Source organism: Kribbella amoyensis (assembly GCF_007828865.1).
GTDB classification, from domain to species: domain Bacteria; phylum Actinomycetota; class Actinomycetes; order Propionibacteriales; family Kribbellaceae; genus Kribbella; species Kribbella amoyensis.
The window spans coordinates 4,959,463-4,973,003 of sequence record NZ_VIVK01000001.1 but is presented as its reverse complement, the minus strand read 5'-3'; the positions used below and the strand labels follow the sequence as shown (position 1 = coordinate 4,973,003).

The following is a 13,541-nucleotide window of genomic DNA, read 5'->3' as shown; positions in this document are numbered from 1 at the left end:
TCAGCTCTCCTCCGCCGGGCCGTCGGCCGGCGCTTCTGGGGCGGGGTCGTCGGTCCCGGCCGCCCGGTTGAACTCGATCTGGACCTTCGCCGTCGCCACGTCGGCGTAGGCGATCGTGCGCGGCTTGCCGTTCACGTCCAGCTCGGCAGCGTCGTCCGCGGCCGACTTGATCCGCCCGGTCAGCTTGTCGCCGCCGGTGAGCGTGATCTTCACCAGCCGGCTGACGTTGCGGCGCCAGTGCCGCGGCAGCGTCAGCGGGCGGTCCACACCGGGGCTGGAGACTTCCAGGGTGTACGGGCCGTCGCCCATCACGTCGGCCGCGTCGAGCGCCTTCGAGAGGGCCCGGGTCACGTCGGCGACGTCGTCCAGGCTGATCCCGCCGTCGCGGTCGACGAGCACGCGCAGCAACCGGCGTCGGCCGGCCGGCGTGACGTCGGCGGCCTCCAGGTCGCAGCCGAACTGCTCGACGATCGGCCGCAGGAAGTTCTCGAGGCTCGAGGGGTCCGTGTGGTCAGTCCTTCGGCTCACAGGTAGACCTGCCTCTCTCTCCAGTTGTGCACCCGTTGCCGCCTCGGCGATCCGACCGAGGGCAGTAGCCCACCCTATCCGGCCGCGCGCCGAGTCCCCAGCACCGCCCTGGCCGCCTGCGTCGTGCCCTGCCCCGGGATAGGGTGCGGGCGTGCCGAACCATGCCCTTCGTCCGTCACGCCGCGCCGTCCTGACGACCGCGACCCTCGCCGCCGGGACCGCCGTACTGGTCACCGGCTGCGACGACGATCCGGGCGACTCCGGGACCGGCCGCACCCCTCCGGGCGGCAAGGACGGTACGCCCGAGCCGGCGCCGCCGAGCAAGGATCCGGCCGCCGTCGCCGCGTTGACCACGGCCGCCACCCAGGTCGAGCAGATCGCCCTGCGGTACAGCGCGGTCGGCCAGGCGTTCCCGGCCCTGCGGACTCAGCTCGCCTCGGGGGTGAAGTCCCGCGCCGCGCATCTGGCCAAGTTGAAGGAGATCGGTGGCTCCGAGCCGCCGCAGCCCGGCAAGCTGCCGGCGCTGCCGAAGACCGCCGTCGCCGCATTGAACGATCTCGCCGTCCGGGAGCAGAAGCTGTCCGTCGCCCACGCGACCGCGGCGACCAAGGTCTCGGGCGAGGCGGCCCGGCTACTGGCGATGCTGGCCGCGGCCGAGAGCCAGCTGGCCCTCACCCTGGGCCGGAAGAAGACGGCCACGTGACCGAGGTCGAGGCGCTGCAGGCGGCGATCGCGGGCGAGCACGCGGCCCTGTACGGCGTGGGCGTGGCGGGCGGGAAGCTCAACGGAGCCCGGTTCCGCACGGCCACCACCCTTTACGAGCGGCACCGCAAGCGCCGGGACCAGCTCGCCGATCTCCTGCTCGCGGCCGGCCAGACCCCGGCGGCGGCCGAGCCGGCCTACGACCTGCCGGTGACCGTGACGACCGCGGCCACCGCGGTGGCCCTGGTCCTCGGGATCGAGCGGCGGCTCGGCGCGGTGTACGGCGACCTGGTCGAGGCGGCCGAGCAGGACCGGATCCGGTCGTTCGCGGTCCAGGCGCTGATCGCCACCGCACAGGACCAGCTCTCCTGGAGCGGGACGCCGGCCACCTGGCCGGGCCAGGTCTGACCGAATCCGTCCGGCCCGGGCAGCCGTAGCTGTCTGGTCCGGTTGCGATCTGTGCCCGCCCGGGCACCCATAGCAGCCAGGAAAGCGCGCACACGAGTAATTTCCTGTGCGCTGACGCCGTTTCTGGATCTCGTTGCGTACCGCCCTTTACTCCGAGCGTTACCTTCCCTATATTTCCGGTCACGGAGACTGGGGGGTCGCCGGAGTTTCACCCTTGGCCGCAAGGGCTTACGCCGTTGGCGGCGCTGGTGATGATCCAAGGCTGAATCAAAGCGTCTGTTCGTACTTCCTTTTGCAAATTGCCGACTTCTCGTGTCGCGCCCTGCCGCGGCTACGGAGGGTAGTGAAGCATGCGTACATTCGAATTGGTCTCCGGCGAAAGCCTGTTCGTGAACGATCTGCGCGTGGTCAGGTGGGAGCAGTACGGCCTCGGCGCGGAGCTGCCGTTCCAGGCGATGTGGTACTCCGTGCCGCCCGGCTCGGAGTCCCCCACGGACCAGCACCCGGAGCTGGAGTTGTCCATCGTGGTCGCGGGCACCGCCCACGTCCTCGTCGGTGGTGAGGTGCGCGAGGTCCCCCAGGGCGACGCGTTCCTGCTCGGCAGCGAGGAGGCCCACGTCGTCCAGAACCGCTCGGCCGACGAGGTGCTCACCGTCTTCAGCGCCTACTGGTACCCCGAGGCGGCCACCGCCGCGGCGGCCGTGCTCGCCGACCGCGACCGGCCCGCCGAGACCGTGGCGGCCGGCCATGACTGATCCGGTCACCGGCGCGGTCCCTGCCCCGCCGGACGGCAAGGTCACCGTCATCACGTTCCCGCAGCCGACCGCGAACGGCCCGCTGCACGTCGGTCACCTGTCCGGCCCGTACCTCGCGGCCGACATCGCCGCCCGGGCAGCGCGCACCCGGGGTGAGCAGGTGGTCGTCACCACCGGCCTGGACGTGCACCAGAACTACGTCCTCACCCGGGCCGAGCACGAAGGCGTCGAGGTCGGCGTGATGCTGGCCGATTTCCGCGCCGACATCATCGACACGTACCGGCAGGCGCGGGTCGGGTACGACCGGTTCAGCGACCCGCTCACCGACGAGCACGCGCCGATCATCCGCGACCTGATGAACCACCTGGTCGCGAGCGGAGCCGCTCCGCTGCGCGAGGTCACCCTGCACGCCTGTGAGGACTGCGGGCGCACCCTGCACGAGTCGTACCTGTCCGGGCTCTGCGGATGCTGCCACGCACCCGCGGCCGGTGGCGCGTGCGAGCAGTGCGGGAGCTTCACGCAGGTCGGCACGATGGTCGATCCGGTCTGCGGGCGCTGCGGTGGAGCACCCCGTCCGTACCGGGCGACGGTGCCCGTGCTGCGGATGGAGGACTACCGGGCCACGCTCACGTCGGTCTGGCTGCGGGCCCAGCTGCCGCCCGCGGTCCGCGCCCTGATCGGCCGGCAACTCGCCGGCGAGCTGCCCGAGATCGCGCTCGCCTATCCGACCAACTGGGGCATCGAGGGCGACGGCGAGCTGGCCGGGCTGCGGATCGGCTCGTACACCGAGATCGCGCTCACCGACCTCTACAACGTCGCGCGGGCGATCGACCCGGAGGCCACCGACCTGCCCGCGTACCTGGCCGCGCTCGGCCGGGCCGACCAGCTGTGGCACTTCCTCGGACTCGACAACGCGTACTGGTACGCCGTGTACTGGCAGGCGATCTGGGCCGCCGTCGGGGTGAATCCGCTACCTCTTTCCGGGCTCGTGGTCAACGAGTTCTACACGCTCGACGGCAGCAAGTTCTCGACCAGCCGGAATCACGCCATCTGGGCCGGCGAACTGCTCCGGAAAGAGAATCCCGCCGTCGTCCGGTTGTTCCTGGCCTGGGACCGGCCGGACCGTTATGCCAGCGACTTCACCTGGAAATCCTTCCAGGCGTTCAGCGACCGGGTGGAGCCGTTGCTTGACGGCAGCCGGGCGATCACCGAACCGCTCCCGCCCGCGTTGGCCCAGCGTGAACTGGCCCGCGGGGAGGCGGCGTTGCGGCCGGCCGGGTTCGATCCCGCGCTCGCGGTCCGGAGCCTGATCACGTTGCTGGCCGGCGGTGCCGAGGACACCGGGCACCTGCGCGCGGCGCTCACCGGGACGGGTGGCGAGTAGGCCATGCGGGTCTGCGTGATCGGCGCCGGGATCGCCGGCACGTTGCTGGCCTGGCGTCTCGGTGCGTACCCCGGCGTCGAGGTCGACCTCGTCACCGGGGTCCCCGGACCGGACGCCACCGCCGCGTCGGGAGGTGGGGTCCGGGGCTTCGAGACCCATCCCGAGCAACGCCGGCTGGCGGTCGAGAGCCTGGCCGAACTGTTCGAGACACCCGGCCTGCTGGACCGGGCCGGGTACACCGAGACCGGATCGACGTACCTGCTCGCGCCGTGGGCAGGGTTGGCGGACGCCGTCGCCGAGGTGGAGCACGCGCACCCCGGCTCGGCCGAGCTCGTCGACGGCGGCACCCTCTACCGGCTCGGCTGGCGCGGGTTGCCGGACGGGACGGTCGGGGTGCTGGAGAAGCGGGCCGGGTTCATCCGGCCCGATCAGCTGCGGACGCTGGTCCTGGACCAGCTCGCCCGCGGCCGGAGAAGCAGGGTCGTCAGCGGCCCTGTCCTCGGGCTCGTCCCCCGCTCCGACGGATCGGTCAGCTGCCGTGTGCCGCACGGCGACGACCGGTACGACGTGGTCGTCGTGGCGGCGGGTCCGTGGACGCCGGGACTGCTCGCCGGGAACGCGTTGCCGGCCGAGCCGTACCGGACCAAGGCGATCCAGGTCGCCGTGCACCAAGTGGCCGGCGCCCTGCCGACCATGTTCGTGGACGAGACCAGCGACCTGTACGGGCGCCCGACAGCGGACGGCGGTCTGCTGCTCGGTGTCGACACGCACCGCTGGTCCGTTCCCCCGGGCAGCAGCGAACCGATCCCCGACCTGACGGCACGCGCCGTCCGGATCGCCGGTGAGCGGCTGCCGCACCTCCGGCTCCTGGAGACCGCGCACACGGTCACCAACGCCGACTGTTATGCCGATCCGCCGGTACTGACCCTGTGGTCGGTGCTCGGCAGCACACATCGGCTCTTCACCTTCACCGGTGGGTCCGGCGGCAGCGTGAAAACCGCGCTCGCCGCGAGCCGGACGGCCGCGAGCGACCTGCTCGGGCCTTCCACCACCGGTGGGATCTCGCGCACCACCACTTCGCGGACGGAGAACAAGCGCATGACCATCATGGAACCAGGCACCCAGCCCGCCAGCACCGAGCCCATGCTCGGGCCGGACACCACGACGCCGAGCGTGACCCGGTACCACACCGTCGGGATCGGCGCCGGCCCCTCGAACCTGTCGCTGGCGGCTCTGTACAAGAACGTCACCACCGAGAAGCTCGCCCTGTTCGACTCCCGGCCCGTCGCCGGCTGGCACACGCCGCTGCTGTACCCCGGCGTGCGGATGCAGACCGGCTGGATGAAGGACCTGGTGTCGCTGGTCGACCCCCGGCACGAGCTCTCGTTCCTCAACTACCTGGTCACCTCCGGACGGCTCTACGCGCTGATCAACTCCCAGTTCGACGCGCTCCCCCGGATCGAGTACGAGCGCTACCTGGCCTGGGCAACCGAGCGGCTGGGCGTGGTCCAGTTCAGCTCCCGGATCGACCGGATCTCGGTCACCGACGACGGGTTCGAGATCTGCGTCGACGGTGAGCCGGTGGCCACCTCGGAGCACCTGGTGCTCGGTCTCGGCACCCGGCCGGTCTGGCCCGAGTACGTCCGGAACCTGCCCGGCAGCCAGGCCTTCATCGCCGACGAGCTCGGGGTCCGGCTGCCCGACCTCGAGGCGACCAAGGCGGACCCGATCGCGGTCGTCGGCGGTGGCCAGACCGGGCTGGAGTGCGTGCTGCGGCTGCTCGGTTCGGGCTTCACCGACATCCGGTGGCTCGGCCGGAACCAGTGGTTCCGCAGTATCGACGACTCGCCGATGGCGAACGAGCTCTACCGCCCGTCGCACATCGAGTACCTGCAGGGCCTGAATCGCGGCAAGCGGCGCGAGATGATCGTCGACTCCCGCTACAGCGGCGACGCGATCACCCCGGGTGGACTCCGGGCGCTCTACCAGGGCAACTACGACGGGCTCCTGACGCTGGGCCGGTTCCCGGTCACGCTGCTGCCGGGCCGCGACGTCACCTCGTCGGAGCTGCTGCCGGACGGCCTGCTGCGGCTGCGCTGCTCGACCACGTCCGCGCCGGAGGAGCACGACGTGCGGACCGTGGTCGTCGCCGCGGGCCGTGAGCACGTGCGGGCGCCGTTCGACGACGACCTGCGGGACCGGATCGATTACGACGACGACGGCGAGATGCTGGTCGAGCCGGACTACTCCGTGCGCTGGAAGGGGATGAACGGGCACCGGATCTACTCGTTCAACGCGAGCCGGTACAGCCACGGCCTCACCAACGCCGGCCTGACCCAGCTGCCGGTGCGTGCGGCGATGGTGCTCAACTCCATGTTCGACCGGGAGATCTACCCGATCTCCGACGAGCTCTGCGCGGTGCAGTGGTGACCGCGGCCGCTTCCGAATCGGTGGCTCCGGACGTCGACGGCGTCTGGTTCCAGCTCGTCGTCGACGACCCGGCCGGCGGTGCGCCGTACGGGCAGTACCACCGGGAGGACGACCTGGTCTGGGCGGAGTTCTTCGCCGGCGGCCGGCTGCGCAGCGGCCGGCTGGTCGGTCACCTGCAGGCCGACGGGTCGATCAAGGCCGCGTACTGCCTGCTGATGGCGACCGGCGACCTGGTCAGCGGCGAGTGCCTGAGCGTCCCCGAAGTCGATGCCCGGGGCAACCTCCGGATCGCCGACCACTTCCGCCGCAGCGACGGCACCACCGGGATCAGCTACATCGAGCAGATCCCCGCACCAGTCCGGGAGGCCTGACCATGAATCCGACCACCGAACGACCCCACCTGCTGGTCGTCGCGACCGGGATGCGGCTGTTCCGCGAGTACATCCTGCGCTCCGTCGCCCCGCAGTACCGGATCCACATGTTCCTGCACGCGGAGCCGACCTGGGAGCAGGAGTACATCGAGGGGTGGACCGTCCTCGAGACCACCCTCGACGCGGACCTGCTGGTCGAGGCCGCGAAGAAGCTGCACGCCGAGCAGCCGATCGACGGCGTGCTCTGCTGGGACGAGGCCCGCATCCTGCAGACCGCCCACATCGCCGAGGTGCTCGGGCTGCCGGGTGGTGACGTGGCGATGATCAACCGCTGCCGGGACAAGCACCTCACCCGGACCGCGCTCGCCGAGCACGGCGTCCCGCAGCCCGAGTCGGTGCTGGTCGAATCCGTGGACGACGCGCTCGTCACCGCCGACAAGCTCGGGTACCCGGTGATCCTCAAGCCACGCGCGCTGGCCGCGAGCCTCGGCGTGGTGAAGGTGAACTCGGCCGCGGAGCTCAAGGACAACTGGGACTTCGCGCACGACACCACCGTGCCGGAGGCACCGCACTACGACGTCAAGGTGCTGGTCGAGGAGTTCGCCGACGGGTACGAGATCAGCATCGACGCGGCCGTGTTCCAGGGCCAGGTGACGCCGTTCTGCCTGGCCCGCAAGGAGATCGGGTACCCGCCGTACGCGGAGGAGATCGGCCACTTCGTCGACGCGGCCGACCCGTTGCTGGCCGACGAGCACCTGATGCAGGTCCTCGTCGACGCGCACACCGCGATCGCGTTCACCGACGGGATCACGCACACCGAGATCATGATGACCGCGGACGGGCCGAAGATCATCGAGATCAACGCCCGGATCGGCGGCGACATGATCCCGTACCTCGGCCTGCAGGCGACCGGCGCCGACCCGGGTCTGGCCGCGGCCGCGGTCGCCACCGGCCGGGCGCCCGAGCTCGTACCGGACCGCGCGGTGGTCGGCGGGGTGCGGTTCTTCTACGTCGACGAGAACGACACCGTGCTGGAGTCGGTCGAGTTCGACGAGACCGGGCTGCCCGGCACGATCGACCAGCTGGTCCCGCTGATGACCGCCGGTCAGACCACCAGTCCCCCGCCGGACGGCACGTTGTGGGGCCGGATCGCGTACGCGACGGTGGTGGCCACCTCGGTCGACGAGTGCCGGGCCGGCCTGGACGCCGCGGAGAAGGCGCTGCGCTGGTCCGGCAACCCGAAGGAGCCAGAGGAGGCCGCCCAGTGAGTACCGGCACCGACGGAAGTACCGAGATCTGGGCGACCATCAAGGACGCCCCGGTTCCGGTGAAGGCGCTGCTGGTCGGCGTCTTCGTGAACAAGCTCGGCTGGTTCCTGCAGGTCTTCCTGGTGCTCTTCCTGACCACCTCGAAGGGCTTCACCGACGTCCAGGCCGGCACCGCGCTGGGCATCTACGGGGCCGGTTCGGTGCTCGGCCTGATCATCGGCGGTTCGCTGTCCGACAAGGTCGGGCCGCGGGCCGCGGTGATGATCAGCATGTTCGGCATGGCCGCGTTCGTGCTCGCGATCGCGTACGTGCCGAGCTACCCGGCCGTCGTGGTCGTGGTCGCGCTGGCCGGTGCGGTCGGGCAGTTCTACCGGCCCGCGTCGGCGGCGCTGCTGACCGAGCTGACACCGAAGAACCGCCAGGTGATGATCTTCGCGGTCTACCGGCTGGCGATGAACCTCGGGACCACGGCCGCACCGCTGATCGGTGCGGCCCTGGTCGCGGTCTCGTGGAACCTGCTGTTCATCGGCGAGGCACTGGCCGCGCTGGCGTACGCGGTGGTCGCGATCGTCGCCCTGCCGAAGCGGCGGCCGTCCGAGACCGCCGAGGTCCAGGACACCGTGGCCGGCGAGACCCCTGCGGCCAACGGCGGCGGGTACCTCGCGGTGCTGCGGGACTACAAGTACGTGCTGTTCCTGCTGTGCATGTTCATCAACGCGGCCATCTACATGCAGTACCTGGCCGTGCTGCCGTTGCACATGAAGGCGGACGGGCTGTCCACGTGGTGGTTCAGCGCGGTAGTCGCGCTGAACGGCTTCATCGTGATCACCTGCGAGTTGCTGGTGACCAAGGTCGTGCAGAACTGGCCGGCCCGGACCGTCGCGATGATCGGTTTCGTCCTGCTCGGCGGCGGCCTCGCGTTCTACGCGTTGCCGGGCGGGATCGCGATCTTCGTGATCGGCACCCTGCTCTGGACGCTGGCCGAGATCATCGGCGGGCCGACCATGTTCGCCTATCCCGGCATGGCCGCGCCGAAACCGTTGCTCGGCCGGTACGTCGGGTCGGCACACGCGATGTTCGGACTCGGCTCCGCGCTCGGTCCGTTCCTCGGTGTGTGGGCGTGGAACTCGGTCGGCACCCAGGTGTGGGTGTGGTGCGGCCTGGCCGGTGCGGTCGGGATCGCGCTCGCGTACTTCGGGATGTCCCGCGCCGCCGCGTCCGACGAAGAACCCGCAGTGGACATCACCCCGGCCGCCGAGCCGTTGCCGAGCGAGAGCTCGTAGGAGGACCCCGAAATGACTGAGCAACTACCTTCCCCCGGCCGGTACACGATCATCGTGGACCCGCTGTCCACCGGCCAGGAGTACCCGGCCGCCTTCGAGGAGGCCGGCCAGATCCCGGTCGCCGTGCTGAGTGGGACCGAGCCGCCGCCGGCGTACACGACCAGCTGGCACCCGGACGACTTCGAGCACGTGCACTACTTCACCGGCGACGTGGCCGCGTTGGCCGAGGAACTGCGGCAGTACGAGCCGGAGTACCTGGTCCCGGGCGCCGAGAGCGGCGTGGAGCTGTACGACCAGCTGGTGGAGATCCTGGTCCCCGGGACCGGGAACGTCCCCGAGCTCGCCGCGGCCCGGCGGGACAAGTGGGAGATGGCCGAGGCGCTCCGCGTCGCGGGTGTCCCCCGGCTCCGCCAGCTCCGGACCGCCGACCCGGCCGAGGCCGAGCGGTGGCTGAAGGAGAACGACCTGCTCGGCCGGCGGCTGGTGATCAAGCCGCCGAAGAGCGCCGCCGGCGACGAGGTGTACGTCGTCTTCGAGGACGGCGACTGGCGCGAGCGGTTCGACCGGGTACTCGGCCGGACCAACAAGATGGGCCTGGTCAACGACGCGGTGCTGATCCAGGAGTACGCGGAGGGCACGGAGTACCTGGTCGACAGCTACACCGTCGACGGCAAGCACTCGCTCGTCGACGTGTGCCGCTACACGAAGATCAGCCGCGGCGACAAGATCGGCATCTACCACCGGATCGACTTCCTCGCGGCGGACGACCCGGAGGTGCTGGCGATCTGGCCGTACACCCAGCAGGTGCTCGACGCGGTCGGCATCCGGACCGGCTGCGGCCACGCCGAGGTGATGATGACGGCTGACGGGCCACGGCTGATCGAGGTCGCGGCGCGGCCGGCCGGTGGCGGTCACCAGATGGTCAGCGAGCTGGCCACCGGTGACAACCACATCAAGCGGACGGTCGCGCACCGGGTCCGCGGCGAGGTGCGGGACAGCTTCGACCTGGTCCAGCACCTGCGCGGCATCTTCGTCTCGGCCTACCGGGACGGATACTTCCGCAACCGCGAGGTCTTCGACGGGATCGAGAACCTCAAGTCGTTCCACTGGATGAAGATCCTGCACGACGAGGACGCGGTGGTCCCGGAGACCGTGGACCTGTTCACCTGTCTCGCCTGGGTCATCCTGATCCACAGCGACGCGCAGACCCTCGACGACGACTACCGCCGGGTGCTCGAGATGGAGGCCGCCATCGTCATCGACGAACCGTAGGAGCTGAGGATCAGCCGAGACCCCCCAGGCCGACCGCTGATCCGGACCCCGGGTACGCCGTGCGTACCCGGGGTCCTTTGCGTTTCAGGTGGTCCGGCGGGTGACGCTCTCGCGCAGGACGAGATGGGTGCCGAGTTTGAGCCGGGTGTCGGCGTTGCGCTCACCGGTCGCCATCTGGGCCGCGATCTGGCCGAGCTGCTGGGCCGGGATGTGGACCGTACTCAGCCGCAGGTCGGCCGCGAAGGCGGCGTCGTCGAAGCCGATGATGGACAGGTCCTCGGGGACGCGCAGCCCGGCTTCTCGGATCGCCTGGATCGCGCCGGCGGCCACGTTGTCGGTGTACGTCGCGACGGCGGTGAAGTCGCGGGTCCCGTCCTGGAGGACAGCGCGCATCCGTTGGTACCCGGTCTCCCGGTCCCAGGCCTGGCCCGCCTCGAGCGCGGGATCGGCGTCGCCACCGAGCGCCTCGATCGCGCGGCGGTACCCGGCAAGGCGTTGCAGGCTGGTGTTCTGCCCTTCGGGTCCGCCGAGGTGCAGGATGCGCCGGTGGCCCTGGACCAGCAGGTGACTGGTCGCCGCGTACGCGCCGCCCTCGTTGTCGTACTCGACCACGGACGTCCCCGGGGCCTCGTCGATCGGCGGGCGGGCGCACAACACGAGCCGGGTGCCACTGCCCGAGAGCGAGGCGGCGAACCGGCCGAGGAAGTCCCGGTACTCCTCGGTCTCGACCACGGCGCCGATCAGGATGATCGACTGCACGCCCTGGCCGCGCATCTGTTCCAGCACCTCCAGCTCGCGCTCGGCGTCGACCCCGGTGGTACCGATCAGGCAGAGCCGGCCGGCCGCGGCGAGCTCGGCCGCGATCGACTGGACCACCTTGAGCAGGAAGCCGTCGTCGAGCATCCGGAGCACCATCGCGACCGTGGTCGACTCCTGCCGGATCAACGCCCGGGCGTGCGGATTCGCGACGTACGACAGCTCCTGGACCGCGCGCATCACCCGGTCCCGGGTCTTCGGCGCGGGTGAATAGCTGCCGTTCAGGATGCGCGACACGGTCGAGACCGACACGCCTGCCCGTTCGGCGACGTCGCGGATACTCGCTCGGCCCTGGGCCATCACCACACTCCCTCGTCCCCGGTCCTGGTGACCGAAGTAAAACGGTTGCGCTTCTCTGACCTGCCCAACAGTAACGCACTCGGGGAGCACGCGGTGGACTCTTGACAGCAAAAGATGGAAAACGCTTTACTCGCTGCCACCCACCCCTCCGTCAGGATGCCGAGCAGACACATGGCTGTTACCGCGCCAGTCGACGTCGACGCGTCGACCCGGCCTCGCACCACCACCGGACGAGGCCGCCTCACCCGCCTCGTCCGGGACCGCACGTTGCTGCTGATGATGCTTCCCGGCCTCGTCTTCTTCCTGCTGTTCGAAGGCGCCGCCCTGCTGGGCAACGTGGTGATCTTCCTCGACTACGTGCCGTTCCTCGGCTTCTCCGGCAGCCGCTGGGTCGGCCTGGACAACGCGGTCGAGCTCTTCGCCGATCCGAGTTTCTGGCAGGCGCTGGTCAACACCGTCGCACTCGCCCTGCTCCAGTTGATCTTCTTCTTCCCGTTGCCGGTCGCGCTGGCGTTGTTGCTGCACAGCATCACCCGGGACTGGATCCGCAAGTCCGTGCAGAGCATCGTCTACCTGCCGCACTTCGTGTCCTGGGTGATCGTGGTCGCGATGTTCCAGCAGGTGCTCGGCGGCGCCGGGCTGCTGAACGGCGTGCTCGCCGACAACGGCCTGCACACGGTCAGCATCTTCAGCGATCCCGCGCTGTTCCGGCCGTTGATGGTGGCCGAGCTGATCTGGAAGGACTGCGGCTGGGGCACGATCATCGTGCTCGCCGCCCTGCACAACGTCGACGACCAGCTGTACGAGGCGGCCGCGATGGACGGCGCGTCGGCCGCCCGCCGGCTGTGGCACGTGACGCTGCCCGCGTTGCGGCCGATCCTGATCCTGCTGCTGATCCTGCGGCTCGGCGACATCCTCAACGTCGGCTTCGAGCAGGTGCTGCTGCAGCGGGACAGCTTCTCGCCGCGGGTGGCCGAGGTTCTCGACACCTTCACCTACTACCACGGCGTGATCGGCGGGAACTGGGGCGGCGCGGCCCTGGCCGGCGTGATCAAGGGCCTGATCGGCCTCGCCCTCGTGATCGTCGCCAACCGGATCGCGCACCGGCTCGGCGAGGAAGGGGTGTACCGATGAGCCGCCCGGTCTGGCAGGAGAAGCCCCGGCCGATCACCTTGGCAGGCAAGGGCATCGGGCTCGTCGTCACCGTCCTGCTGATCGTGCTGCCGTTCTGGGTGGTGATCGCGACCAGCCTGTCCCCCGACGCCCAGGTGATCCGCAACGGCGGCTGGTCGATCTGGCCCGAACGCCTCTCCCTCGACGCGTACCGCTTCATCTTCGCCAGCGGCGTGGTCGGTCACGCGATGGCGATCTCCGCCCTCGTCACCGTGATCGGGGCCCTGGCCAGCCTGGCCGCGACGGTCCTGCTCGCGTACGCCCTCGCCCGGCCCGGCGTCTTCGGCGGCAAGCCGATCATGCTCGGCATCCTGGTGACGTTCCTCTTCCCGGCCCAGATGATCCCCAGCTTCCTGGTGGTCGACGCGCTGGGCCTGCGCAACAACTACGCCGCCCTGATCGCCCCGGTCCTGATCAGCACCTTCAACCTGGTGATCATGCGGGGCAGCTTCCAGGGCCTGCCGGCGGAGCTGTACGAGAGTGCCCGCCTCGACGGCGCCGGCGACTGGCGGGTGCTGTGGAACGTGACGCTGCCGTTGTCGAAGGCGGTGATCGCCGTGGTCGGCTTCTACTACGCGGTCGGCTACTGGAACCGCTTCTTCAACGCGATGCTCTACCTCGACGACCAGAACAGCTGGCCGTTGCAGCCGCTGCTGCGGCAGATCGTTCTGCTCGGGGCCAACCCCGACACCTCGATGGCGGCCGGGGCGGCCGAGCTCGCCCCGCAGACCACCACCATGGCCACCGTCGCGGTGGCCGTGTTCCCCATCCTGGTCGCCTTCCCCCTGGTGCAGCGGTTCTTCGCCAAGGGTGTGCTGACCGGGGCCATCAAGAGTTGAACCCAGGCAGGA

The 13,541-nt window shown here is 70.2% G+C and carries 13 protein-coding genes; 11 read left to right on the top strand and 2 right to left on the bottom strand.

Translation table 11 applies throughout. From position 1 onward, the window contains the following. Positions 1 to 528: a ribosome maturation factor RimP gene (gene rimP, locus FB561_RS23305; RefSeq protein WP_145810200.1), complete on the bottom strand. Its 528-nt coding sequence runs from the start codon at positions 526 to 528 to the stop codon at positions 1 to 3. Between the two features lie 151 nt (positions 529 to 679). On the opposite strand from rimP, the gene FB561_RS23300 reads away from it, so the two are divergent. The 9 genes from FB561_RS23300 (at position 680) to FB561_RS23255 (ending at position 10,401) form a co-directional block, all read left to right on the top strand. Next, a complete protein-coding gene (locus FB561_RS23300; RefSeq protein WP_145810197.1) occupies positions 680 to 1,231 on the top strand; it encodes a cell division protein FtsK in 552 nt (183 codons plus the stop codon). After that, on the top strand, positions 1,228 to 1,638 hold the full coding sequence (locus FB561_RS23295) for a ferritin-like domain-containing protein (protein ID WP_145810193.1): 411 nt from the start codon (positions 1,228 to 1,230) through the stop codon (positions 1,636 to 1,638). The genes FB561_RS23300 and FB561_RS23295 overlap by 4 nt, the downstream gene beginning before the upstream one ends. A gap of 350 nt (positions 1,639 to 1,988) precedes the next feature. Next, positions 1,989 to 2,393: a cupin domain-containing protein gene (locus tag FB561_RS23290; RefSeq protein WP_145810191.1), complete on the top strand. Its 405-nt coding sequence runs from the start codon at positions 1,989 to 1,991 to the stop codon at positions 2,391 to 2,393. Further along, entirely contained in the window at positions 2,386 to 3,777 is a 1,392-nt protein-coding gene (locus FB561_RS23285; protein ID WP_145810190.1) for a class I tRNA ligase family protein, read from the top strand. The genes FB561_RS23290 and FB561_RS23285 overlap by 8 nt, the downstream gene beginning before the upstream one ends. 3 nt (positions 3,778 to 3,780) lie before the next feature. Continuing rightward, positions 3,781 to 6,207, top strand: coding sequence for an FAD-dependent oxidoreductase (locus FB561_RS38290; RefSeq protein ID WP_202880719.1), 2,427 nt, complete (start codon positions 3,781 to 3,783; stop codon positions 6,205 to 6,207). Beyond that, positions 6,204 to 6,578: an avidin-fold protein gene (locus FB561_RS23270; protein ID WP_145810187.1), complete on the top strand. Its 375-nt coding sequence runs from the start codon at positions 6,204 to 6,206 to the stop codon at positions 6,576 to 6,578. Before FB561_RS38290 ends, FB561_RS23270 begins: the two co-directional genes overlap by 4 nt. Positions 6,579 to 6,580: 2 nt before the next feature. Continuing rightward, on the top strand, positions 6,581 to 7,846 hold the full coding sequence (locus FB561_RS23265) for an ATP-grasp domain-containing protein (RefSeq protein WP_145810184.1): 1,266 nt from the start codon (positions 6,581 to 6,583) through the stop codon (positions 7,844 to 7,846). Then, positions 7,843 to 9,129 carry an MFS transporter gene (locus FB561_RS23260; RefSeq protein WP_145810181.1) on the top strand — a complete coding sequence of 429 codons (1,287 nt, stop codon included), beginning with the start codon at positions 7,843 to 7,845 and terminating at the stop codon, positions 9,127 to 9,129. The genes FB561_RS23265 and FB561_RS23260 overlap by 4 nt, the downstream gene beginning before the upstream one ends. Positions 9,130 to 9,141: 12 nt before the next feature. Continuing rightward, complete coding sequence (locus tag FB561_RS23255) at positions 9,142 to 10,401, top strand: ATP-grasp domain-containing protein (protein ID WP_145810179.1); 1,260 nt, start codon at positions 9,142 to 9,144, stop codon at positions 10,399 to 10,401. A gap of 84 nt (positions 10,402 to 10,485) precedes the next feature. Here FB561_RS23255 and FB561_RS23250 read toward each other — a convergent pair whose 3' ends face one another. Beyond that, positions 10,486 to 11,517 (bottom strand): LacI family DNA-binding transcriptional regulator, encoded by a 1,032-nt coding sequence (locus FB561_RS23250; RefSeq protein ID WP_145810177.1) that lies wholly within the window; start codon positions 11,515 to 11,517, stop codon positions 10,486 to 10,488. 171 nt (positions 11,518 to 11,688) lie between these two features. On the opposite strand from FB561_RS23250, the gene FB561_RS23245 reads away from it, so the two are divergent. After that, positions 11,689 to 12,651 (top strand): ABC transporter permease subunit, encoded by a 963-nt coding sequence (locus FB561_RS23245; RefSeq protein ID WP_202880718.1) that lies wholly within the window; start codon positions 11,689 to 11,691, stop codon positions 12,649 to 12,651. Continuing rightward, the gene (locus FB561_RS23240) at positions 12,648 to 13,529 is read left to right on the top strand and encodes a carbohydrate ABC transporter permease (protein ID WP_145810175.1); all 882 of its coding nucleotides are present in this window, start codon (positions 12,648 to 12,650) and stop codon (positions 13,527 to 13,529) included. Before FB561_RS23245 ends, FB561_RS23240 begins: the two co-directional genes overlap by 4 nt. The last annotated feature ends 12 nt before the right edge of the window (positions 13,530 to 13,541 follow it).